22 protein-coding genes and 1 tRNA gene are annotated in these 22,121 nt (G+C 65.8%); 13 read left to right on the top strand and 10 right to left on the bottom strand.

Annotated elements, in window-relative coordinates:
- Positions 1 to 137 precede the first annotated feature (137 nt).
- Genes M2334_RS06805 through M2334_RS06795 form a run of 3 tightly spaced genes read left to right on the top strand, consistent with a single transcriptional unit; the run spans position 138 to position 2,327 of the window.
- The gene (locus tag M2334_RS06805) at positions 138 to 1,121 is read left to right on the top strand and encodes an agmatine deiminase family protein (RefSeq protein ID WP_264605075.1); all 984 of its coding nucleotides are present in this window, start codon (positions 138 to 140) and stop codon (positions 1,119 to 1,121) included.
- A gap of 24 nt (positions 1,122 to 1,145) precedes the next feature.
- Positions 1,146 to 2,012 (top strand): N-carbamoylputrescine amidase, encoded by an 867-nt coding sequence (aguB, locus tag M2334_RS06800; protein ID WP_264605074.1) that lies wholly within the window; start codon positions 1,146 to 1,148, stop codon positions 2,010 to 2,012.
- Between the two features lie 24 nt (positions 2,013 to 2,036).
- A complete protein-coding gene (locus M2334_RS06795) occupies positions 2,037 to 2,327 on the top strand; it encodes a putative quinol monooxygenase (protein WP_264573133.1) in 291 nt (96 codons plus the stop codon).
- Between the two features lie 240 nt (positions 2,328 to 2,567).
- On the opposite strand, the gene M2334_RS06790 is transcribed toward M2334_RS06795, so the two are convergent.
- Entirely contained in the window at positions 2,568 to 3,239 is a 672-nt protein-coding gene (locus tag M2334_RS06790) for a uracil-DNA glycosylase (RefSeq protein WP_413716432.1), read from the bottom strand.
- Between the two features lie 23 nt (positions 3,240 to 3,262).
- On the opposite strand from M2334_RS06790, the gene folK reads away from it, so the two are divergent.
- Both folK and M2334_RS06780 read left to right on the top strand, forming a co-directional pair.
- Entirely contained in the window at positions 3,263 to 3,802 is a 540-nt protein-coding gene (folK, locus tag M2334_RS06785) for a 2-amino-4-hydroxy-6-hydroxymethyldihydropteridine diphosphokinase (protein ID WP_264605073.1), read from the top strand.
- A 74-nt stretch (positions 3,803 to 3,876) separates the two neighbouring features.
- Positions 3,877 to 3,952: transfer RNA gene (locus tag M2334_RS06780), tRNA-Lys, on the top strand.
- A 320-nt stretch (positions 3,953 to 4,272) separates the two neighbouring features.
- Here M2334_RS06780 and fabG read toward each other — a convergent pair.
- Both fabG and fabD read right to left on the bottom strand, forming a co-directional pair.
- Positions 4,273 to 5,013: a 3-oxoacyl-[acyl-carrier-protein] reductase gene (fabG, locus tag M2334_RS06775; RefSeq protein WP_264578601.1), complete on the bottom strand. Its 741-nt coding sequence runs from the start codon at positions 5,011 to 5,013 to the stop codon at positions 4,273 to 4,275.
- 20 nt (positions 5,014 to 5,033) lie between these two features.
- A complete protein-coding gene (fabD, locus tag M2334_RS06770; RefSeq protein WP_264605072.1) occupies positions 5,034 to 5,969 on the bottom strand; it encodes an ACP S-malonyltransferase in 936 nt (311 codons plus the stop codon).
- Positions 5,970 to 6,119: 150 nt separating this feature from the next.
- Here fabD and M2334_RS06765 point away from each other — a divergent pair, with 150 nt between their 5' ends.
- From M2334_RS06765 to rplI, 4 genes are all read left to right on the top strand, one after another.
- Positions 6,120 to 7,394: a chloride channel protein gene (locus M2334_RS06765; RefSeq protein WP_264605071.1), complete on the top strand. Its 1,275-nt coding sequence runs from the start codon at positions 6,120 to 6,122 to the stop codon at positions 7,392 to 7,394.
- 183 nt (positions 7,395 to 7,577) lie between these two features.
- A complete protein-coding gene (gene rpsF, locus M2334_RS06760; protein WP_181560055.1) occupies positions 7,578 to 8,006 on the top strand; it encodes a 30S ribosomal protein S6 in 429 nt (142 codons plus the stop codon).
- A gap of 13 nt (positions 8,007 to 8,019) precedes the next feature.
- Positions 8,020 to 8,244 carry a 30S ribosomal protein S18 gene (gene rpsR, locus M2334_RS06755; RefSeq protein ID WP_181560056.1) on the top strand — a complete coding sequence of 75 codons (225 nt, stop codon included), beginning with the start codon at positions 8,020 to 8,022 and terminating at the stop codon, positions 8,242 to 8,244.
- Positions 8,245 to 8,257: 13 nt separating this feature from the next.
- Positions 8,258 to 8,866 (top strand): 50S ribosomal protein L9, encoded by a 609-nt coding sequence (gene rplI, locus M2334_RS06750; protein ID WP_181560057.1) that lies wholly within the window; start codon positions 8,258 to 8,260, stop codon positions 8,864 to 8,866.
- Between the two features lie 105 nt (positions 8,867 to 8,971).
- Here rplI and M2334_RS06745 read toward each other — a convergent pair whose 3' ends face one another.
- Both M2334_RS06745 and folE read right to left on the bottom strand, forming a co-directional pair.
- A complete protein-coding gene (locus M2334_RS06745; protein WP_264594270.1) occupies positions 8,972 to 9,742 on the bottom strand; it encodes an SDR family oxidoreductase in 771 nt (256 codons plus the stop codon).
- On the bottom strand, positions 9,739 to 10,344 hold the full coding sequence (gene folE / locus M2334_RS06740) for a GTP cyclohydrolase I FolE (protein ID WP_264578597.1): 606 nt from the start codon (positions 10,342 to 10,344) through the stop codon (positions 9,739 to 9,741). The genes M2334_RS06745 and folE overlap by 4 nt, the downstream gene beginning before the upstream one ends.
- A 359-nt stretch (positions 10,345 to 10,703) precedes the next feature.
- Between folE and M2334_RS06735 the strand changes: the two genes are divergently transcribed.
- The 3 genes from M2334_RS06735 (at position 10,704) to M2334_RS06725 (ending at position 15,096) form a co-directional block, all read left to right on the top strand.
- Positions 10,704 to 11,912 (top strand): acetyl-CoA C-acetyltransferase, encoded by a 1,209-nt coding sequence (locus M2334_RS06735; protein ID WP_264594269.1) that lies wholly within the window; start codon positions 10,704 to 10,706, stop codon positions 11,910 to 11,912.
- Positions 11,913 to 12,070: 158 nt separating this feature from the next.
- Positions 12,071 to 14,251, top strand: a complete 2,181-nt coding sequence (locus M2334_RS06730) for a 3-hydroxyacyl-CoA dehydrogenase NAD-binding domain-containing protein (protein ID WP_264605070.1) — start codon at positions 12,071 to 12,073, stop codon at positions 14,249 to 14,251.
- A gap of 251 nt (positions 14,252 to 14,502) precedes the next feature.
- Positions 14,503 to 15,096: a glutathione S-transferase family protein gene (locus M2334_RS06725; protein WP_264594267.1), complete on the top strand. Its 594-nt coding sequence runs from the start codon at positions 14,503 to 14,505 to the stop codon at positions 15,094 to 15,096.
- 15 nt (positions 15,097 to 15,111) lie between these two features.
- Here the strand turns inward: M2334_RS06725 and M2334_RS06720 are convergent, their stop codons facing one another.
- The 4 genes from M2334_RS06720 to M2334_RS06705 form a co-directional block, all read right to left on the bottom strand.
- Positions 15,112 to 16,536, bottom strand: a complete 1,425-nt coding sequence (locus tag M2334_RS06720) for an ATP-binding protein (protein WP_264605069.1) — start codon at positions 16,534 to 16,536, stop codon at positions 15,112 to 15,114.
- Positions 16,533 to 17,615: a hypothetical protein gene (locus tag M2334_RS06715; RefSeq protein WP_181560064.1), complete on the bottom strand. Its 1,083-nt coding sequence runs from the start codon at positions 17,613 to 17,615 to the stop codon at positions 16,533 to 16,535. The genes M2334_RS06720 and M2334_RS06715 overlap by 4 nt, the downstream gene beginning before the upstream one ends.
- Before the next feature lie 33 nt (positions 17,616 to 17,648).
- Positions 17,649 to 18,878 carry a hypothetical protein gene (locus tag M2334_RS06710; RefSeq protein WP_181560065.1) on the bottom strand — a complete coding sequence of 410 codons (1,230 nt, stop codon included), beginning with the start codon at positions 18,876 to 18,878 and terminating at the stop codon, positions 17,649 to 17,651.
- Positions 18,879 to 19,008: 130 nt separating this feature from the next.
- Positions 19,009 to 19,320: an Hpt domain-containing protein gene (locus M2334_RS06705; protein WP_264570741.1), complete on the bottom strand. Its 312-nt coding sequence runs from the start codon at positions 19,318 to 19,320 to the stop codon at positions 19,009 to 19,011.
- A gap of 268 nt (positions 19,321 to 19,588) precedes the next feature.
- On the opposite strand from M2334_RS06705, the gene M2334_RS06700 reads away from it, so the two are divergent.
- A complete protein-coding gene (locus M2334_RS06700; RefSeq protein WP_264605068.1) occupies positions 19,589 to 21,775 on the top strand; it encodes a hypothetical protein in 2,187 nt (728 codons plus the stop codon).
- 50 nt (positions 21,776 to 21,825) lie between these two features.
- Here M2334_RS06700 and M2334_RS06695 read toward each other — a convergent pair whose 3' ends face one another.
- Positions 21,826 to 22,110 carry a DUF1467 family protein gene (locus M2334_RS06695; protein WP_264578589.1) on the bottom strand — a complete coding sequence of 95 codons (285 nt, stop codon included), beginning with the start codon at positions 22,108 to 22,110 and terminating at the stop codon, positions 21,826 to 21,828.
- Positions 22,111 to 22,121: the final 11 nt, after the last annotated feature.

Here is a 22,121-nt window from a genome sequence, read left to right as displayed (position 1 = left end):
CGGCGAAAAAGCACAGACTCGACACATCATAGGCGCAGCCCCCTCCGAAAAAAACAAGCACCGACCGCGACGAAAGCGCACCTTGTCATTGCAAGCTATGTCGGCCAAGACGCTCGCGAAACGAGAGAGAACGCCGAATGTCTTACATCCTACCGGCAGAGTGGGCCCCTCAGGAACTGCTTTGGATTGGCTGTCCCGGCGACCCGTCGGAATGGCCCTCAGCGCGTTCGGATGCCCAGTTGCAGGCAGCGGCATTTGCAAATGCGGTCTCCAGCCAGGGCCAGCGCGTCATACTTCTCGCGCGCACCGAGCCAGATGCCCTCCACGCCCGCACCCTTGTCCCCCCCGCCGTAGAGGTCCGCCACGAACCCTTCGGCGACATCTGGCTGCGCGACACCGGCCCAATCGGCCTCCTCGGCCCGAATGGCTCCCGCGCCCTCGTCGATTTCGATTTCAACGGCTGGGGCGGCAAGTTTCAGATGTCGGGCGATGAGGACATCGGCGCGCGCCTTGCCGCCACGACCGGCCTGCCCTGCCGTCACGTCCCCATCATCCTGGAAGGCGGCGCGCTCGATACGGATGGCACCGGGCTCTTCGTGACGACCGAGCAATGTCTGCTCAACCCCAATCGCAATCCCACGCTGGATCGCAAGCAGATCGAGACGATCCTGGCCGGTACCCTTGGCCTGTCGTCCATGCTCTGGCTGGGTGATGGCTTGCTGAACGATCACACGGATGGACATGTCGACAATCTCGCCCGTTTCGTGGCGCCGGGGGTTCTCGTGGTGCCGCAGGCCAGCACCGAGGATGATCCCAACACCGCCATCTATGCCGATGCCACGGCTCGCGCCCGCGCCTATGGGCTGGAGGTCGCCACGATGCCGTCGGTCGGCCGATACGAGATTGACGGGCACATCGTGCCAGCGAGCTACATGAACTTCTGCATCACCAACGGCGCCGTCATCGTGCCGCAATATGGCGCGGCCAATGATCAGGCCGCGCTGGATGCGCTCGCGCCATTCTTTCCGGGCCGGGCTATTGTCGGCCTGCCGTCCGATGCCATATTGCGCGGCGGCGGCAGTTTCCATTGCATGAGCATGCATCTGCCGGCCGCCGTCTGACCCCTTTCGCCGCAGGATCACGCCATGTCTCATCTCACGGTCGCCGCGCTTCAGCTCGCCTTTTCGGAGGATGAGGTCGCCAATATCGCGCTGGTGGAGGAACATGTCGCCAAGGCCGCGGCCCGCGGAGCCAAGATCATCCTGCCGCCCGAACTGTTCGAGGGCCTGTATTTTTGCACGGTCGAGGATGAGGCTTTGTTTGCCCGCGCCCGCCCGCTCACCGAGCATCCTGCCGTGCTGGCGATGCAGAAGCTGGCCAAGACGCAGGGCGTCTACATCCCCACCAGCTTCTTCGAGCGGGATGGCCAGCACCATTATAACAGCCTCGCCATGATCGACGATCAGGGCGAGATCATGGGCGTCTACCGCAAGAGCCATATCCCGGACGGGCCGGGCTATGAGGAGAAATATTATTTTCGGCCCGGCAACACCGGCTTCAAGGTGTGGGAGACGAAATATGGCACGATCGGCGTCGGCATCTGCTGGGACCAATGGTATCCGGAAACAGCCCGCGCCATGGCGCTGATGGGCGCAGAGGTGCTGCTCTACCCCACAGCGATCGGCTCGGAGCCTTATGATGGGGATCTGAATACAAGCCGCATGTGGCGGCGGGCGATGCAGGGCCATGCCGTCTCCAACTGCATGCCGGTCATCGCCGCCAATCGCATCGGCCGCGAGCAGATGGCCGGCGCCACCGGCGAACAAAGCTTCTACGGCCACAGCTTCATCGCAGACGAATGGGGCGATCTGGTGGCCGAGGCGGAAGACTGGCAGACCGGCGCGCTCATCGCCACGCTCGATCTTGACCGCGCACGCAAGCACCGTGCCGGCATGGGCTTTTTTCGCGATCGCAGGCCCGAGCTTTATGGACGGCTGGCGCAGGATGTGTAACCATCGCTGCATAAGGAGATGTGTATGACCGTGGCTCGCCTCTACATCATTCCCGCCGCAGACGGCAAAAGCGCCGAGATGGAAGCGGCCCTCATCGCCCTCTCAGGCACGGTGAAGGCTGCCGATGGCTGTGAAGGCGTCGAACTGATGCGGGACCTGGGCAACGAGCACCGCTTCATCTTCATCGAGAAATGGGCCAGCGAAGAGCATCATGCCAAGTCGCTCGCCTCGCTACCGGAAGGCGCCCTGGATGGCGTGCAGGCTGCCGCCGGTGGCCCGCCGGATGGCGCTTATTACGACTATCTGCTGCGATAAACCCGGCGAGCGCGGCGGTGGCTTTCAGTCCCTCGCGTTCACCAGCCTCTTGAGCCGGGCCTTCAGCTTGGCGAGATAAGGCCGGTCAGCAATGTCTGCACCCTGGAACCTGTTTGGCATGCGCGTTCTCTCACGACCATTGCTGCGTCGTGAAGGAACAGCCGCGCGCAAGGTTGCCGCCCGAACTTCATCCAACGGGCGCAATGCCCGACGGATAAAACCTGCCTATCACCGCGTCGCTTAAAGGCTATCCCGCAAAGCCAGCGCCCGATCGAAAACCGCCTCGAACATCTCCGCCGTCAGCCGCCCGGTGTTCGTATTGTAGCGCGAGCAGTGGTAGCTATCGATCAGCATGCGCCCATCGGGCATCCGGTGCTCGGCGAGATGCGCGAAGCGGGCCTTGGGCAGCCGCCCACCCAGCACTTTCACCGCGGATTGATGCGCGATCTGCCCGAGCGCGATGAAGATGCGCGCCTTGGGCAGCAACGTGACCTCCGCATCCAGAAACGGACGGCACGTGCGGATTTCCTCGGGGGTCGGCTTGTTCTGTGGCGGCAGGCATTTCACGCTCGCGAGGATCGCGCAATCCACCAGCTCAAGACTATCATCCACACGCGCGTCATATGTGCCACGCGAAAGACCGAATTTGTCGAGCGTGGCGAACAGGAGGTCGCCCGCATAATCGCCGGTGAACGGCCTCCCGGTGCGGTTAGAGCCATGTTTGCCGGGCGCCAGTCCCACCAGAACAATGCGTGCATCCGGATCGCCAAAGGCGGGGATTGGACTGTTCCACCAGTCCGGATACTCGATCCGACAGGCCTGGCGAAAGGCGACCAGACGCGGACATAGGGGACAATCGCGCGCCGGTTCGGCGCCGGGCACGGGGCTTATAACAGGACTGGTCATGGACATGCCCTGCGGATAGGCCCTGGCGGATGAACAAGGCAAGCATCCACCCTCTGGCGCGCGACCATCGGTCGCCGGAAACCGGCGAGCAGATCTACGCTGTTGGTATCGGCGCCAATCGTCCGATGGCGGGGATGCGCCCGCGCGACATCGTGCGCGCCGCCTTCGATGCCCTCGACTTCGCGCCCCTCAGCCTTGTTCGAGCCTCCCCCATCATCGACTCGCGCCCCCTGGGCCCGTCCGCGCGCACTTATGCCAATGCGGCAGCCATTGTGAGCACGAGGCTGCTACCGCTGGCGATGCTCGACCAGCTTCAGGCCATCGAGCGCACCTTCCATCGCCGCCGCTACCGCCGCTGGGGCGCGCGCACGCTGGATCTCGACCTGCTGCTCTGGTCTGGCGGCGCCGTGCGCAGCAGACGGCTGACCGTGCCGCATCCGGCCATCGCAGACCGTGCCTTCGTCCTGGAACCGCTGCGCGGGATCGCTCCGAATGCAGAAGATCCTGTGTCCGGCCTCACCATCCACCATCTGGCCTTCCGCCTGCGCAAACCCACCCCAGCCAGATGATCGCGGCTGTAAAAGCCGCCAAGCCGGTTGACCGCCAGAGCCCGCACCTTTAGGGGATCGCGACACCCGCTTGGGGGCCCTTAGCTCAGTCGGTAGAGCAACTGACTTTTAATCAGTAGGTCGCTGGTTCGAACCCAGCAGGGCTCACCATATTCCGCCGGTATCCCGCGTTTTATCGGTATGGGGCGGACAATCGACTGGCGGGACCAGCCGCCACGGGTTCGTGGGTTCAGAACTAGACAGCGTCAGCGTCAACTGAGACCACCTCAGCACGGCCAGCCCACCAACCCTCGCCACAAAAAAACGGCGACCTCTGGAAGGTCGCCGTTAAGGGGGTCCGCTGACCGGCGGGAGCCAGTCAGTGAAGGAATGATCGGCGCGGCATCGGGTTCCGCCTGCCGATAAAAAATCTCGCTCTGCCGTAATGACGAGCTCCAGATGAGCCGATCTCACCAGAGACCGGCCAAAACTCAGATCATCGCCATGCCGCCATTCACATGCAGGGTCTGGCCGGTGACATAGCCCGCCTCGCGGCTGGCGAGATAGACCACCGCCGCGCCGATATCCTCGCCGGTGCCGAGCGCGCCGGCTGGAATGCGCGAGAGGATGGCGTCCTTCTGGGCGTCATTCAGCGCGTCGGTCATGGCCGAGCGGATGAAGCCGGGCGCGACGCAGTTCACGGTGATGCCCCGGCTGGCCAGTTCCTGTGCAAGGCTCTTGCTCATGCCGATCAGGCCGGCCTTGGAGGCGGCGTAGTTGGCCTGGCCCGGATTACCGGTCACGCCCACGACGCTGGTGATCGAGATGATCCGCCCCGTGCGGGCCTTCATCATCGGCTTCGAAGCCGCGCGGATGAGGCGGAAGGCTGCTTCCAGATTGATCTTCTGGACGGTGTCCCACTCCTCGTCCTTCATGCGCAGGATGAGGTTGTCGCGCGTGACGCCGGCATTGTTGATGAGGATATCCAGCTTGCCGCCCAGCGCCTCGATCGCGGCGGGCACCAGCGCGTCCACTGAAGCCGCATCGCTCAGATCGCACGGCACGCAGACGTGATCGCCGCCCAGCTCGGCGGCAAAGGCCTCCAGCTTGGCGACATTGCTGCCGGAGAGCGCCAGTCGCGCGCCCTGCGCGGCCAGGGCCCGGGCCACGGCAGAGCCGATGCCACCGCTCGCGCCAGTGACCAGCGCGGTCATTCCATTGAGATCGAACATGATGCAGTCCCTCCTGTCTCTCACACGCGGCCGAGTAGCGCCTCGATGTCATCCATCGAGATCACGCTGGTCACGGTCGCATCCGGCGCGATGCGCTTGACCATCGGGCCGAGCACCTTGCCGCCCAGCTCGACGAAATCGGTAATGCCCGCCGCCCATATCGCCGCGATGCTTTCGCGCCAGCGCACCCGGCCGGTCACCTGCTGAACCAGCAGGTCACGGATGGTCGCCGCGTCACTCACCGGCGCGGCCGTCACATTGGCATAGACGGGAATGAAGGCGCCAGGCGACTGCGTGTCCGCCAGGGCAGCCGCCATCGCATCGGCAGCCGGCTGCATCAGCGGGCAGTGGAAGGGCGCGGAGACCGGCAGCAGCACGCCACGCTTGATGCCATAATCCTTCACCAGCCCGATCGCGCGCTCGATGGCGCCGACATGGCCGGAAATGACGACCTGGCTCGGATCATTGTCGTTGGCGACGGCGCAGACTTCGCCCTCCGCCGCAGCAGCCGCGAGCGCCTCGGCCTTTTCGATGTCGGCGCCGAGCAGGGCAGCCATGGCGCCCTCGCCCACCGGCACGGCGGCCTGCATCGCCCGGCCGCGCGTCTTGAGCAGACGGGCGGTGGTCGCGAGATCGAAGGCGCCCGCCGCGCACAGGGCGCTATATTCGCCGAGGCTGTGGCCGGCCAGCGCATCCGCCTTGTCGCGGAGCACGATGCCGCCCTCCTTCTCCAGCACGCGCAAGGTGGCGAGCGCGTTGGCCATGATCGCCGGCTGGGCATTTTCAGTCAGCGTCAGGTCCGCTTCCGGTCCTTCGGTCATGATGCGGAAGAGATGCTGGCCCAGCGCCTCGTCGACTTCCTGGAAAATCTCGCGCGCCACGGGCGATGCTGCGGCCAGCGCCGATCCCATGCCCACGGCCTGACTGCCCTGCCCCGGAAAGATGAATGCACGCACGGCCCTGATCCCTGCTTGGTCTGTGAAGGCCTGCGCCCTAGTCCGGGGGGGCGCCCCGGGCAAGTCCTGTTGGCTTGACCGGCAAGACAGCGCGCCAGGATGGACATTGGCCATTGTGCGCCCTGCTCATGGGGCATAGGGGAAGCCAGGATGTTAAAGCCACGGTTCTCCAACGCGATCAGCCGCGTGGATGCCCGCGTGATGCGGGGCCGCATCGGCGCGATCGGTGGCGCCCTGCTGCTCAGCCTGGTCGCGGTGCTGTTCGCCAAGCTGGGTGAGGCCGCGCAAGGCGTGTTTACCGGCGTGGCCGATGCCTTTCCTTATGCGCCGCTGGTCATCACGCCCGGCCTGTTCATCGCGGTGACCTATGTCACGCGACACTGGTGCCCGGAGGCGCGCGGATCGGGCATTCCGCAGACAATGGCGGCGGCGCGCATGCCGGATCATCCACAATCCCGCCGCCTGCTCTCGCTGCGGACCGCCCTGTTCAAGCTGTTCGGCACGCTGGGGATGCTGCTCGCGGGTGGCTCAGTCGGTCGCGAAGGACCGACCGTGCAGATCAGTGCCGCCATCATGGCCGCGGTGCAGCGCTGGCTGCGCGTCCCGGTTTCAGCCGGGATCATCATTGCCGGCGGTGCGGCCGGTGTTGCGGCGGCGTTCAACACGCCGCTCGCGGGGGTCGCCTTCGCCATCGAGGAACTGGCCGCCGCCTTCGAGCAGAAGATTGCAATCGTCGTCATGGCCGCCGTGATGATGGCGGGCATTACGAGCCTGTGGCTTTCGGGCGATTACATCTATTTCGGCGCCATGCATCAATCGATGCCGATCTCGTCGATGCTGCTGCTGACGCCGGTCGCCGGGCTGGTCGGCGGCGTGGCGGGCGGCCTGTTCTCGCGCGCGCTGATCGCTCTTGCCTGGTCCCGCAGCCCGCTCGCCCGCGCGATGCGGGCCAAGCCGCTGCTCGTCGCGGGCACTTGCGGGCTCGTCGTCGCCATCACGGGCATTCTCACCGCCGGGATCAGCTGGGGCACCGGCTATGAGACGACCCGCGCGCTGCTCGCCGGCGAAGAGGTTTCCTGGAGCTTCGGCCCCGCCAAGCTGGTCGCCACGCTGGCTACGGCGCTGAGCGGAGCGCCCGGCGGTATCTTCGCGCCATCGCTCTCCGTCGGCGCCGGCCTTGGCCAGCTGCTGGGGCTGTTGATGCCGGACCAGCCGCACGGCGCCATCGTGCTGCTCGGCATGATCGGCTATTTCGCCGGTGTGGTCCGGGCGCCCCTCACCGCCGCGATCATCATGATGGAAATGACCGCAGACCGCACCATGATCCTGCCGCTGTTCGCCACGGCGATCTTCGCCAACTGGGTCAGCGGGCAGATCTGCAAGCCCAAGCTCTATCACGCGCTGGCCCGGCAGTTCCGGCCCTGATCGCTTATCGGCAAGAGCGGGCATTGCGCGCTTGCCTTGCCGGCACTTTTCAGCCATAGGCCGCCCCTTCGCCGGGCAGGCTCTCGCTGCGCCCGCCGCGAAGCTTTGTTTGAGACGACAGCCGGAGGGGCATGCGCATGGGGCGTATGTCAGCAATCGGCCAAAAGACAGGACGCATGAACCATGCCCTATTATGAGCATGTCTTCCTTGCGCGTCAGGATCTGGCACAGGCCCAGGTCGATGCGCTCGCGGAAAATGCCACCAAGATCATCGAGGCCAATGAAGGCAAGGTGACGAAGGTGGAAAGCTGGGGTCTCCGCAACCTCGCCTACAAGATCGCCAAGAACCGCAAGGCTCACTACGTGATGCTCAACATCGACGCGCCGGCTGGCGTCGTCGCCGAGCTGGAGCGTCAGACGCAGATCAACGAAGACGTGATCCGCTTCATGACCGTCCGCGTTGAAGAGCTGGAGGGTGGCCCTTCGGTGATGATGCGCAAGAACGAGCGTGACCGTGAGCGTCGTGGTGAGCGCGGCGACCGTGGTGACCGCCCGGATCGCGGCGATCGCGCGCCCCGCCGGGACCGCGAAGAAGCCTCGGACGGCGAATAAGGAGACCTGACACATGGCACGCCCATTTTTCCGCCGTCGCAAGACCTGCCCGTTCTCCGCAAAGGACGCACCGCGCATCGATTACAAAGATGTGCGCCTGCTGCAGGGCTTCGTCTCTGAGCGCGGCAAGATCGTTCCCTCGCGCATCACGGCCGTCTCGGCCAAGAAGCAGCGCGAGCTTTCCCAGGCAATCAAGCGCGCCCGCCATCTGGGCCTGCTGCCCTACATCGTGAAGTAAGGAGGGCGGACCCATGGAAATCATTCTGCTCGAGCGTATCGAGAAGCTGGGTGCAATCGGCGACGTCGTAACCGTCAAGGACGGCTATGCGCGCAACTATCTGCTGCCCAACAAGAAGGCGCTTCGCTCCAACAACGCCAACAAGAAGGTGTTCGAGGCCAACCGCGCCAAGATCGAGGCCGACAACGCAGCCCGTCGTGACGACGCCGCCAAGGCGGCCGAGAAGGTCGATGGCGTTCAGGTCGTCCTGATCCGTCAGTCGTCGAACAGCGGCCAGCTCTACGGATCGGTCTCGGTCCGTGACATCGTGGAAGCGCTCCACGAAGCCGGCCACACCAATGTGAGCAAGTCGATGGTCGTGCTGGAACGCCCGATCAAGACGCTCGGCCTGTTCGACGTGCGCGTCTCGCTGCACCCGGAAGTCTCCGTCACCGTTCAGGCCAACGTCGCACGTTCGCCTGAGGAAGCCGACCTGCAGAAGGACGGCGTGGACGTCATGGCCTCCATGTTCGAGAAGGACGAAGCCGGCTTCACTGAGGATTACGATCCTAATGCCGAGCCGGGCGAAATCGCGACCGAGGCTGCCGAGCCGGCTGCCAACGAGGATACGGAAGAGGCCTGAGCTCCTTCCCTCCGCAAGCTTTAGAAACCCCGCCGGACAGATCGTCCGGCGGGGTTTTGCTTTGTGGGAGATCGGATCGGCCGTCACCGGGCGCTGCCGGGCGGTTCAGGTTTCCAGATGCAGAAAATCGCGCGCGTAACTGCGCATATGGGCACCGCCATCGACGATGATTGTCTGGCCGGTCACCGACTCCGCCCGCGCCAGGTACAGCACCGCCTCGCCCACCGCCTCCGGCGTCGGCAACACGCCGAGCGGCGCGTGGCTGGCCAGCCGCTCCAGTTGCTCGGGCGTATAATCATAGGTCGCGAGCGTCAGCCCCGGCGAGACCGCATTGACGCGAATGGCAGGCGCCAGCGTGCGCGCCGCGATCCGCGTGAACGCCTCCAGCCCCGCCTTGCCCAGCGTATAGGCAAGCTGGTCGCCATGCGGCTGGGCCAGGCGCTGGTCGAGAATATTGACGATCGAGGCGCCAGCCCCATCGGGCCGGGCCGCCGCAGCAAAGGCCTGGGTCAGCAACACCGGCGCAACCGTATTGACCTGATGATAGTCGGCCAGCTGGCCGGCGCTGACATTGGCCAGCTCGCTCTCGCCGAACAGCGAGGCGCTGTTCACCAGCAGATCCGGTGCACGGCCGAAATGATCGATCACCGCCGGCATCAGCCCTTCGGCGGCCCCCGGCGTCAGGAAATCCGCGACGAAGCCATGCCAATTCACGCCCGTTTCGGCGAGGCAATCGGACAGGAAACGATGCGGCTCCGCATCATGCCGGCCATGGATCGCCAGCGCATAGCCGGCACGCGCCAGATGCATGGCGATGCGCGCGCCGAGGCGGCGGTGCCCCCCGGTGACGAGCGCGAGCGGGGCCTGCGCCGTCATTTTACGCCCATGAGGCGCAGCACTTCCTCTCGGCTCTTTTCGTCGCGCTTGAATACGCCCATCATCCGGCTGGTGCGCATGATCGTGCCATGGGTGCGGACGCCCCGCCCGGTCATGCAGCCATGGGTCGCCTCGATCACCACGGCCACGCCGAGCGGCTTGAGATTCTCCCAGATGCAGTCGGCGACCTGCGCCGTCAGCCGTTCCTGCACCTGCAGGCGGCGGGCGAACGCTTCCAGCACGCGGGCCAGCTTGGAGATGCCGACGACATAATCCTGCGGCAGATAGGCGATGTGCGCCTTGCCGACGATCGGCGCCATGTGATGCTCGCAATGCGACTGGAACGGGATGTCAGTCAGCAGCACGATCTCGTCATAGCCGCCGACCTCATGGAAGATGCGCGAGAGGTGATAGGCCGGGTCTTCGGCATAGCCCTCGCAATATTCCCGCCAGGCGCGCGCGACGCGCTTGGGCGTTTCAATGAGGCCTTCCCGCTCTGGATCGTCGCCGGCCCAGCGGATGAGGGTGCGGATCGCCTCCTCGACATCCTTGGGAACGTCCGGCTTTGCCGGCTTGGGACTGAGTTCGTTCTGGCTGGCCATGCCTACCCCCGGGAAAAGGACAAGAAGACACGCGGGTGTGCATGTCGATATGCTGATGCGGCGCAGATAGGCCGTTGGAACTTTCTATTCAACCGCAGACGCCCGAGTCGGGCCGCTTGCGCCCAAAAGGGCAGCGCGGACTCGGCATGCACGGCTCGCCCTGGCGCTAAAGATAGGGAAATTATGCCCCGCCCGCGCACCTTCCGTTGACGTTAGGGTAGGGCCGAGGATTGGCGGATTTCTTGGGCTTGCATGGACCACGCAAGTGGCGAAGCCGGCAGCGAGCCCTTGCGCGAAGGCGATGGCATGGCCCATATTGGCCGCACCAAAGGCCCCGCCAGACCTATAGGAGAGCGACCATGGAAGCCTTCATCTATGATGCCGTGCGCACACCGCGGGGACGCGGCAAGCCGGACGGGTCGCTCCATGAGGTGACGCCGGTACAGCTAGCGGTCCAGGTTCTCCAGGCGGTGCGCGATCGCAACGCCATCGACACGGCGGACGTGGACGACGTGATCCTCGGCTGCGTCGCCCCGGTCGGCGAGCAAGGGACGGACATCGCCCGCATGGCGGTGCTGACCGCCGGCTATGCCGAGACCGTGCCGGGCGTGCAGATCAATCGCTTCTGCGCCTCCGGCCTGGAAGCGGTGAACATGGCCCTCGCCAAGGTGATCAGTGGCGAGGCGGAGCTGGCCATTGGCGGTGGCGTGGAGAGCATGAGCCGCGTGCCGATGGGCGCGGACGGCGGCGCCTGGGCTTCCGATCCCAATGTTGCCTATGCCAGCTATTTCGCGCCGCAGGGCATCGGCGCGGACGTGATCGCGACCAAGTTCGGCTTCTCCCGCGACGATGTGGATGCCTATGCGGTCGAGAGCCAGAAGCGCGCCAAGGCTGCCTGGGACGACAAGCGCTTCGGCAAGTCGATCATTCCGGTGAAGGATGTGATCGGCCAGGTGCTGCTCGACCATGACGAGCATATGCGCCCGGAAACGACGATGCAGAGCCTTGCCAGCCTCAAGCCCAGCTTTCTCGCCATGGGCGAAGAGATGCCGGGCTTCGACACCATCGCCCTGCTCCGATACCCGGAGCTGGAACGCGTCAACCATGTCCACCATGCCGGCAACAGCTCCGGCATTGTCGATGGCGCTGCGGCCGTGCTGGTCGGCAGCAAGGCCATGGGCGAGAAATATGGGCTCAAGCCGCGCGCCCGGATGAAGGCCATGGCTTCGGTCGGCTCCGAGCCGATGATCATGCTCACGGGCCCGGAAAACATTGCCGACAAGCTCCTGAAAAAGTCTGGAATGTCGGTCGGCGATATCGACCTGTGGGAGCTGAACGAAGCCTTCGCCAGCGTCGTGCTGCGCTACATGCAGGCGATGGGGCTCGATCACAGCCAGATCAACGTGAACGGCGGCGCCATCGCCATGGGCCATCCGCTCGGCGCGACCGGGGCGATGGTGCTGGGCACTGCGCTCGATGAGCTGGAACGCTCCGGCAAGGGCACGGCGCTGGTCAATCTGTGCGTCGGCGCGGGAATGGGCACGGGCATCATTATCGAGCGGGTTTGAATCCAGAAGTCCGTTCGCCCTGAGTAGGGGCTGAGCCTGCCGAAGACCCGTATCGAAGGGTCTTTCCGTGGCTCGATCCTTCGATACGCCACTTCGACAAGCTCAGTGGCTACTCAGGATGAACGGAGGGAAAAAATTGAACGAGTCAGGAGGCACACATGGCTACGACCATCACGACCGAGATCGACGGCGACGGCATCGCCCTTCTCACCATCGACGTGCCGGGGCAGTCGATGAATGTCATCACGCCCGACTTCCTGACCGATTTCGCTGCCGCCATCGCGCGGATCGGCAGCGAGGAGGCCATCAAGGGCGCCGTCATCTGCTCCGGCAAGGACAGTGGCTTCATGGCGGGCATGGACCTCAAATATCTCTCGGCCATGCTGCGCGAGGCAACGAGCGGCGGCGCGGACATGAGCCAGTTGTTCGACAATGTCTTCACCCTCAACGACTTGCTGCGCAAACTTGAGACCTGCGGAAAGCCGGTCGCCATTGCCATCGAAGGCACGGCCATGGGCGGTGGTCTGGAGCTGGCGCTCGCCTGCCATCACCGCGTGCTCAGCAACAATCCCAAGGTGCAGATCGGCCTTCCGGAAATCCTCGTCGGCCTGTTCCCCGGGGGTGGCGGCTCACAGCGCCTGCCCCGCCTGATCGGCATCCAGGGCGCACTCATGTACATGCTGCAGGGCAAGAGCTGGCGCCCGGCTGAGGCGGCAGCGATGAAGGTGGTCGATGAACTGGCCGACCCCGGCCAGACTGTCGCTGTCGCCAAGGCCTGGGTGAAGGCCAATCCCGATGCCCACACACAGCCGTGGGACATCAAGGGCTTCAAGGTGCCCGGCGGATCGGGGCAGTTCAACCCCGGCTTCATCCAGACGATGATGGCCGCAACGGTGATGACCACCAAGCAGACCCAGCGGAACATCCATGCGCCACATGCGCTGCTCAGCGCGGTCTATGAAGGCATCCAGTTGCCGATGGATCGGGCGATCCGCGTCGAGAGCAAATATTTCGCCAAGGTGGTGGCCGATCCGCAGGCGGGCAACATGGTCCGCACGCTGTTCGTATCCAAGCAGGCCGCCGAACGCGGCGCGCGGCGCCCCGCTGGCGTCGAGAAGGCCCCCACAAAAAAGCTGGCCGTGCTCGGCGCCGGGATGATGGGCGCGGGCATCGCCAATGTCGCGGCGCAGGCCGGTATCGACGTGGTGCTGCTCGACCGCGATCTCGCCTCAGCGGACAAGGGCAAGGCCCATGCGCAAGCGCAAATGCAAAAGCGCATCGGCCGGGGCATGACGCCAGATAAGATGGAACAAGCGCTCGCCCGCATCACCCCGGCGGACAGCGTGGATGCGCTGCAGGGCTGCGATTTCGTGATCGAGGCCGTGTTCGAAGACCCTGCGATCAAGGCGGAGATCACCCAGCGGGTCGAATCCGTGCTGGGGCCGGACGTGATCTTCGGCTCCAACACCTCCACCCTGCCGATCTCCGGCCTCGCCAAGGCCTGGTCGAAGCCGGAAAATTTCATTGGCGTGCATTTCTTCTCGCCGGTGGAAAAGATGCCGCTGGTCGAGATCATCCTTGGCAAGCAGACCGGCGATGCCGCCGTCGCCAAGGCGCTCGATTTCGTCGCGCAGATCCGCAAGACGCCCATCGTCGTCAATGACTCGCGCGGTTTCTACACTTCGCGCTGCTTCGGCACTTATGTGCAGGAAGGCGCGCAAATGCTGGCAGAGGGCATCAACCCCGCGCTGATCGAGAATGTCGGGCGCCAGCTGGGCATGCCTGTCGGCCCACTCGCCGTCTCGGACGAGGTCTCCATTGAGCTGGCCCATAAGGTGACGCTCGCCGCGAAGGCCGCGCTGGGCGATGCCTATGTGCCCGCGAAGGCCGACGATGTTGTGGCGCATATGGTCGAGATCGGCCGCCTCGGCCGCAAGAACGGCAAGGGCTATTATGATTACCCGGCGGACGGCGGGAAAAAGGCGCTCTGGCCCGGCCTTGCGGCGGAGTTCCCCCGCGCTCTCAACCAGCCGACGCCGGCCGAGGTGCGTGAGCGGCTGCTTTATCGCCAGTTGGTCGAATGTGCCCGCTGCTTCGCCGAGGGCGTGCTGGTCACGCCGCAGGATGGCGACATCGGGGCGATCTTCGGCTGGGGCTTCGCGCCCTATACCGGCGGCCCGTTCAGCGCGATCGACACGATCGGCCCCGCGAAGGTGGTCGAGGTGCTGGATCGGCTGACGGCCGCGCATGGCGAACGCTTCGCGCCGCCTGAGCAGTTGCGGGAGATGGCAGCGAGCGGCCATGGCTATTATGACGGCGCGCAGGTGAAGGCGGCCTGAGATAGTAGCTGGCTGCCGATCGCCCTGTACCTCTCCCCTTGAGGGAGAGGGATGCGCAGGCTTGGCAGCGTGCTGCCTAGCCGAAGCTAGGAGAGGGGTCAGCGATCGACAGGATCGCGCGAATCAGAGATCCGCACCCCTCATCCAACTCCGCGTAGCCGCTCATAGCGGCAAGGCTCCGTATCCTTCTCCCTCAAGGGGAGAAGGATTAAGCTTGTCACAGCCTTTGCCGGCATCAGGGAGGACAACCCATGCTCACGCTCTACATCGCTCCGGGCGCCAGCTCGATGGCCCCGCACATCGCGCTCCTGCACATCGGGGCGCCGTTCGAGCTACGTTCGCTCTCCTTCGCCAAACGCGAACAGGCCGAGCCGGCCTATCTGGCGATCAACCCCGAAGGCAAGGTGCCGACCTTGGTGACCGATGAGGGCACGCTGACCGAAGTAGCGGCCATCCTCTTCTATCTCGCGCGGCGTTTTCCCGAGGCCGCGCTGCTGCCGGATGATCCCATGGGCACCGCGCAAGCTCTCTCCTGGATGTCGTTCGCCGCGTCGACGCTGCATCCCTCCTTCATTGCCGGGCAAGGGCGCGCAGAGGCCGCGCTCGAACAGGCGGAGCATCGGCTTGCGGGTCAGGAATGGGCGGTAGGCGGCAGGCTTTCGGTGGCCGACATCCACCTCTTCCGCCTGTTCTGGCGGATGCGGCACACGCTCGCCCTGCCGGTGGAGAACTGGCCGGGCCTCACCGCTCATTATGACCGGATGATGGCGCTGCCAGCCGTTCGCAAGACCTGTGAGATCGAACAGTCGATCGGCTATGAGTTGCGAGGTCTGCGGGTGCCCTGAACGCTACGCCTCAGGTCAGGCGTCCGCCCACACCGGCAGATCGAGCGTGAAGCGGGCGCCCTGCCCCAGCGCGCTCTCGACGGTCAGATCGCCGCTCATCGCGCGGGCAAGGCGGCGGGAGATATAGAGCCCCAGCCCGCTACCATCCCCGCCGGAGAGACCCAGCCGCTCGAACCGCTCGAAAATGCGCTGGTGATCGGCGGGGTCAATGCCGCCGCCCTGATCCGCAACGACGACGCGGGCGCGCCCGCTCTCGCTATCGACGCGGACCCAGATGGTGCTGTCGCGCGGGGTATGCCGCACCGCATTGCCGATGAGATTGACGAGAATCTGCAGCACGCGGCGATACTCACCGCAAGCCATGGCGCTCTCACCCAGCGGCGGTGTCTGGATACGGATGCCGCGCTCGCCGGCACGAACATGCAGCAGGCCGGCGGCTCGGCGCGCCAGATCGGCCAGATCGACGCGCTCCTTCGCCACCCGGAAATCGGGGCGCTCAATGGCGTGAAGATCTGACAAGTCATCGACCAGATCTAGCAGATGGCGGCTGGCCTGGGCGATGTCCGCGCCATAGCCTGCATATTCCTCTCGCAGTTCACCATGCGCCTGCGCAGCGATGCTGCCGGCATTGGCGATGATCCGCCCGATCGGTTGGCGAAGGGCGCGGTCCAGCCGGGGGGCGAAGCCGGCATCGAACATGCCATCGCCAAAGAGATCGTGGATCTCCGCCGACGGCGCCTCTGCCTCGACGCGGGGTCCCTGTGCGGGCTGGCTCTCCTGCGGCACCGCGCGGCCGCGATAGCCCATCAGCGCGCCATGCTCATCGAACAGCGGCTCGCCGGAAATGCGATAGAAGACGGCATCGTCGGCCCGCAGGCGCGCATGCTGGTCCGTAAACGGCATGCGCAGCGCCAACGCCTCAACCAGCGGCATCGGCGACACATCGTCCGCAATGATCGCATCGAGGCGGAAATAGGCCGTCAGCGGCTCGCCATCGCGGGGCGGCTCATGCCCGATGGCGGCGGCGTCTGCCGCAACCTGCCGGAAGCGCAGTTGCGTATCCACCTGCCATGGCCAGCCCGGCTCAACGGGCGCCAGACGGCGCGCCATCAGCACGCCCAGTTCGCCGGGCCATTGACGCGGAGCGCGCACCTGCCAGTCGACGATAGACATGGCATAGCCGTCCGCCTCCGGGCGGATCTGCACCCACATGCTCAGATCAGCCTCGCCCTGAGCCGCCTGCACCGCGCGGGAAATCGGGATGCGCAGGCGCGCGGCGAGGCGGACGAGCGCGGCCAGCGCGGGAATGGCGAGCGGCCCGTGCGGATCGCCGCCGGCATCGGCCTGCAACCGCGCAAGCGGCGCGTCGGCCGCGATGATGCGGCCGTCGCCGTCCAGCCGCGCCAGGATTGGCTCCGTGCCGGGGCGCGCGACTGTCATCGGCCGTCCAGCAGAGCGAGCTTGTCCGCCAGCGCGCGCGGGTTCATCCGGTCGAGCAGCCATTGCATGGCCTGCTCCGCATCGAACGCGCGATAGCCCTCGACGAAAGCGACCAGCGCGGCATCACCCCCTTCGGCGAGACCGGTGACCGGGCCGAGCATCTCTGCGACCTGAAAGGCGCCGGGATCGTCCACGCCCATGACCCGCAACAGGGCGAAGCGATCGCGATCCTGCGGGCCGATCAGCGCCTCCAGCACCTCGTCCAGCGCAATGCCGCCCTCGCACTCCACGATGGCGGCGAAGAGCAGCAGCCGCGCTTCCGCCAGCGCGTGCGGGGCGATGGCGAAGCGTTGATCCGAATTAAGCGCACGCGCGCAGCGGCGGGCCTGTGCGATGGCGCCCTGCCCTTCATCATGCCGGGCAATCAGCCCCTCGGCGGCGCGCGCGATGGCTGCCGTAAGCATGGGATCAGCGCCGGCGGCTTGTGCGCTGCTGCCGTTTACCAGCAGGGCCGCGACGGTCCACACGAGATCGTGATAGAGATCGGCCGGCAGGTCCGGCAGCATCGTTGCGTCGAGCAACATCGGCCCGCACCAGTTGCGCTCCGCCAGCGCGAGGCCAGCCAGTGCATCGAGATACCGACCATTGTCGCTGGCCTCGCTCTCCAGCCGCGAGCGATCGCCATGGCGACCCTCGAGCCGATATTGCCGCATCAGCAGCGACACGCAGGCGCGATGACGCAGATGGCGCAGCAGGTCCGGCGAAAGCACGGCGATGTCCCGCTCGATCGCCTGCCGCGCATAACCCGCATCGGGCATGGCGGAGGCCGAGGCCACGGGCTCGCGGGCCAGTCCGGCGACCAGCGCCTGCTCGACGGCGTTCATCAGCCCGGCAAGATGGATGCGCGTTTCGGCCAGCAAGGCATCGGTCCAGCGGCCCGGCGCATCGTCGGCCAGTCGCGCGAGATCGGCCCCATGGCGAACCTCCAGCGCCAGCCCGCGAGCAAAGCGCGCGGCAAACACCGCGCCTTCCCGCTCGCCGCCATGGCGTTGCTGAACCGGTTCACCCACGCCCGTCATGCCCCATCCCTAGCCAAACAGGCTTAACAGGCCCTAAAATTCGGACCTTCCCAAATGGAACAGTCGCGCGGCCAGAAGACCGGCCAGAACCCAGCCGAGCAGCGCAAAGGCTATTCCCACATAGCCGACGATAACGCCGCCAAGCACCATCAGCAATGCCGCCGGGACGCCGGGACGAAGCTGCACTTCCCAAAGCGCAGTGGGCGGCGTTCGTTCCGACCCGAAGGTGAAAAGAGTGAGGAACAGCAGCACGAACAGCACCGTCGTGAGCGCCAGCGGGTCCGCTCCCGCCGCGCGCAAACCGGTCATGCCCAACAGCAGCAGCGCGCCGCCCTGCACCAGCGCCAACGGCCACCGCCGACCGGTCGCGCGCAGGGTCAGTTGCGCATAACGGTCCGCCAGCGCCGCGATGCCGAGCGCCGGCAGCATGAGGAGCAGCGCCGGGAAAGCCCATCCGCTGAGTCCCACTGCCACGCTGCCCGCGCACAGCAGCACGGCGAGCAGCGCGATATGTCCCGGTTCCGCCTGCCGGTGCATCAACTCGCGCAGCAACGTACGCGAGAGCGGCGCCAGCAAGGCCGCAACGCCGCCGCCATCGCGCCAGCTTGCGTCGGGGGCGTAATCGCTGAGGGCATTCAGCGCCAGATCGGCGCTGGACTGATCGGTGAGGAAGGCCAACCGGCCCTGCAGCACCGGCTCGGGCGGCAGCATGATCCGCTCCACGCCATCCTGAACGGCGCGACGGAGCAAGGTGAGCACCAGATCCCACTCGCCCAGCATATCCAGCGTTGCGAGCAGCCGTTCCCCGGAAACACAGAACGCCCCGCCCCACATGCTGCTGGCATCCAGCCGCTCGAAGCTGGCCGTGCTCGCGCCAGAGGGCAGCACCAGCACCGCCTCGCCACCGCTGATCGTCAGGGCGTCGAGCGCTTCTGAGGGGATCACCGCCCCTTCCGCCATCAGCAGAACGAGGTCTTCCGGTGCAATCGTGCGGGCCAGTTCCGGCATGTCGCGCACCACGCTCACCGGGCAATCGGTCTCTCGCGCGATGTGATCGGCCATGCGGGTGAGGCCGGGCAAGTCCGCCTCGGCCGCCGCCGCATCGGCATGGATGATGAGCTTTTCCGCGCCCGCGCCAAGCGCCAGCCGCGCCTGATACTCGATGAGGCTCTGGCCGCCAAAGTCCAGCAGCGCCGATGACACGGGCGACTGCAGACCGTCCCGTGCGGCATTGCGCGCACTGAGCAGAGCGACCAGCACCATGGATGCTACCTAGAGACCGACATTCGACACAGACAATCTGTCTGGCAATGCGGTGGCCCGATTGCAAGGCCCCCATTTCGACACAGGGGGATGCCGTGAGAGTGATCAGCCGACACATGCGGTCGGGCTGTCAGTCTTCGTTTTCCGCCCCGACCGTCGCGAGCGCCTGGGTGATGCGCCGCAGGATGACCGGATCGCCCGGCGCGCCCACCAGCGCTTCATCAGCGAGGTTCATCAGGCGATTAACGCCAAAGCTGGCGCACAGCCCCTTGAGTCGCAGCGCCGCCATTGTCCAGTTCGCATCGCAGCGAGAACGGGCGAGAAGATCAACCTGCCGGCCTGCGCTTTCGAGGAATGCGCGACGCAAATCCGCGATGAGCGCACGGTCGGAACCGACTGCCGCAGCAAGGGCTGCTTCGAGCGTGCCAGGATCATATGCCATGGCCATCTGATAACCTTCGAAAGGTGAACAGAGTGTAAAACCGGGTTCCCCCTCAGAGGGAACATGTTAAGGAAATGTCATGTCCGACGCCCGAAAAGTCGAAAATCCGTCCCAAAACGGTACGGATGGGCGGGATATCGACCAGATTAGCGGCATCAATAAGGGGCCAGAACACGTGAAACAGGACGGCGTCTCGCGCCGCAACGAGTCGGATGCAGGCTGGGACGCGCCCGCCTTTCCCGATCGTTCTTCTGGGGGAGATCAAGGCATGGCCATATCCTTCGCAAACGGCGCCGAAGAGAGCGAACCGCTCAGCCCGGCGCGGAAAGCCGCTCTGGGGGGCTTGGGCGTCATTGCCGTCGGCTGGGTCGCGCTTGTGGTCGCCAGTGGGACCGATCCGGACATCGGCGCGCGCTCCGCATGGCTGATCAACCTGATCGCAGTCGCGACGGCACCCTTGTTGATCCTCGGCGGCCTCGCGGTGATCCTGATGCGACGCCCGGCTGCGGCGGCCGCCTCGATCAGCGCCGACGACGCCGCGCAGATCACCAGCGAAGCGCGCCAGGCCCTGACCATGCTTACTGACGTGAACGGCCAGCTTGCCGGCCAGACCCGCGAAACCGCCCGGGCAGCCGAGGCGGCGAGCGAGTCCCTGCGCCGATCCATGACGGACATCGCCGCGCAGACCGATCTGCTCGGCCAGAACAGCACGACCTCGCTCTCTCGCGTGAGTGCTGTCGGCGACCGGCTCGCCGCGATGGTTGATACGCTGCCCAAGCTGGAGGACCGGCTGGCGACACTGGGCGAAACGCTCGCACGGGTCGGTGGCGATCTGGGCCAGCGCCACGACGCGCTCGATCATCAATTGCAGGCGACAGCTTTGGTGGCGGAGGAAGTCCGCCTGCAGCTCACCGATGCCGGCAAGGCGCTCTCGGCGCAGATCTCCGGTCTGCGTGACGGCGCCCATGACGCAGGAGAAGAGCTGACCAATCTCTCCGAACTCTCCTCTGCCCGCCTCGACCTCATCATCGACCGCGTGAAATCCGTGCTCGATGCGACCGAGCAGCGCCTTGATGCGCAGAATGCCGCGCTGGCCGCGCTCGTCGAACAGAGCGCCGCGGCGATCGACCGTGCATCCAGCGGCGGTCTGGATCGCTTCGCGTCCACCTGCCGCGAGATGGAAGCCCTGCTGGACGGTCTCGATGCCCGGCTGGAAGGGCAGACCGGCAGGAGCACGCAGTGGCTGACCCAGACGAGCGAGCAAGCAGCCGCGCTTGCAAATTCGTTCGATGCGCTGGAGCAGGCCTCGCTGGCGCGCACCCAGCAGCTTTCCGGCACGCTCAGCCGGCTGTCAGGGGAAACCCAGGCCCTGATCGAGACGCTGGGGCGCGGCGATGGCCATGCCGGCCAGCTTATCCAGCGCACTGAAGCGTTGCTGCTCGCCCTCGACAGCAGCGTGCGCGAGCTGGACGAGAGCCTGCCGGCCGCGATTGGCCGGGTGGAAAGCCAGCTTGGCACGATGCACGAGCGCATTCGCACGGCGGGGCCTGCGCTTGAGGCCGTGGAAGCGGTGGCGACCGGCGTCGTCAGCCAGTTGCGCGAGTCCGACAAGGCGACCAACACTCAGCTCAGCGTGCTCACCGAGGCTTTGTGCAAGTCGCAGGACGCTCTTGCCGCGCAGCGCCAGCAGATCGCGGCTCTGGCCGAGGCGGTCGAGCAGGCAGGTCGTGGCATGGAAACGCTCGGCGAAACCGTCGGCCCGCGCCTGGCGGAAGCGCTGGGCGAAGTCCGCAATGCCGCCGACGCCGCCGCTCTGCGCGCGCGCGAAGCGATGGACAGCGTGATCCCGACAGCCGCCCAGGGCCTCGCCGTGGCCAGCGACAAGGCCATCCGGCAGGTGGTCGAGGCGACCGTTTCGAGCGAACTGGCCCGGCTGGCCCAAGCGGCCGACGAGGCTGCGCAGACCGCCCAGAAGGCAACGCACAAGCTGAGCGGCGACATGCTGACCCTTGCCGAAGCCAGCAAGACGCTCGACCTCGCCATCAGCGCACATCGCGAGAAGCTGGAGACGCAGGACCGCGACCTGATCTCCGAACGCTCGGCCATGCTCATCGGCGCCTTGGGCGAGCACGCCATCGATGTCGGCAAATGGTTCGACAAGGATGTCTCGGACAGCGACTGGAACGCCTATCTCAAGGGGGATCAGGGTCTGTTCGCTCGGCGGGCGACCAAGCTGGTCAACAATGCCGAGGCGAAGCAGATCCACGCCCTCTATCAGGACGATGCCACCTTCCGCGAGCATGTGAACCGCTACATCCGCGACTTCGAAATGCTGCTGCGCACGGTGATGGCCGCCAAGGATGGCAGCACGCTGGCGCTGACAATGATCTCGTCGGATATCGGCAAGCTCTACGTGGCGCTTGCACAGGGTATCGACCGGCTTCGGCCAAATTGAGGCCGAACTGAGCGGGGCGCGCGGCTGAAACCGCGCGCCCGCCTCCCCGCTTATTGCCGGAGGCTCTCCGGCGCATTTAAAAACCCGTCGAAGCTGCGGATGGTCACCCAGCCATATTGCCAGTTCGCGTAGAACAGCGCAAAGAACAGGGCGGAAAGCACCGTCGTGCGCAGGATCATGCGGAAGAAGCGAAACTCATGGGGTGCGCTGTCCGCCTGCCCCGGCACCTTCTCCTTCCCAAGCTCGTCGCTGGTGCGCACGCCGAACGGCAACACCAGAAACAGGCTGAGAAACCAGATCAGAAAATAGATCGCCAGCGCGGAGCCGATTTGCATCCTCGCCTCCC

It is taken from the genome of Sphingobium sp. B11D3D (assembly GCF_025961755.1).
Taxonomy (GTDB): Bacteria; Pseudomonadota; Alphaproteobacteria; order Sphingomonadales; family Sphingomonadaceae; genus Sphingobium.
Note: the sequence above shows the minus strand (reverse complement) of the source record. Positions and strands in the feature narration are given on the sequence as shown.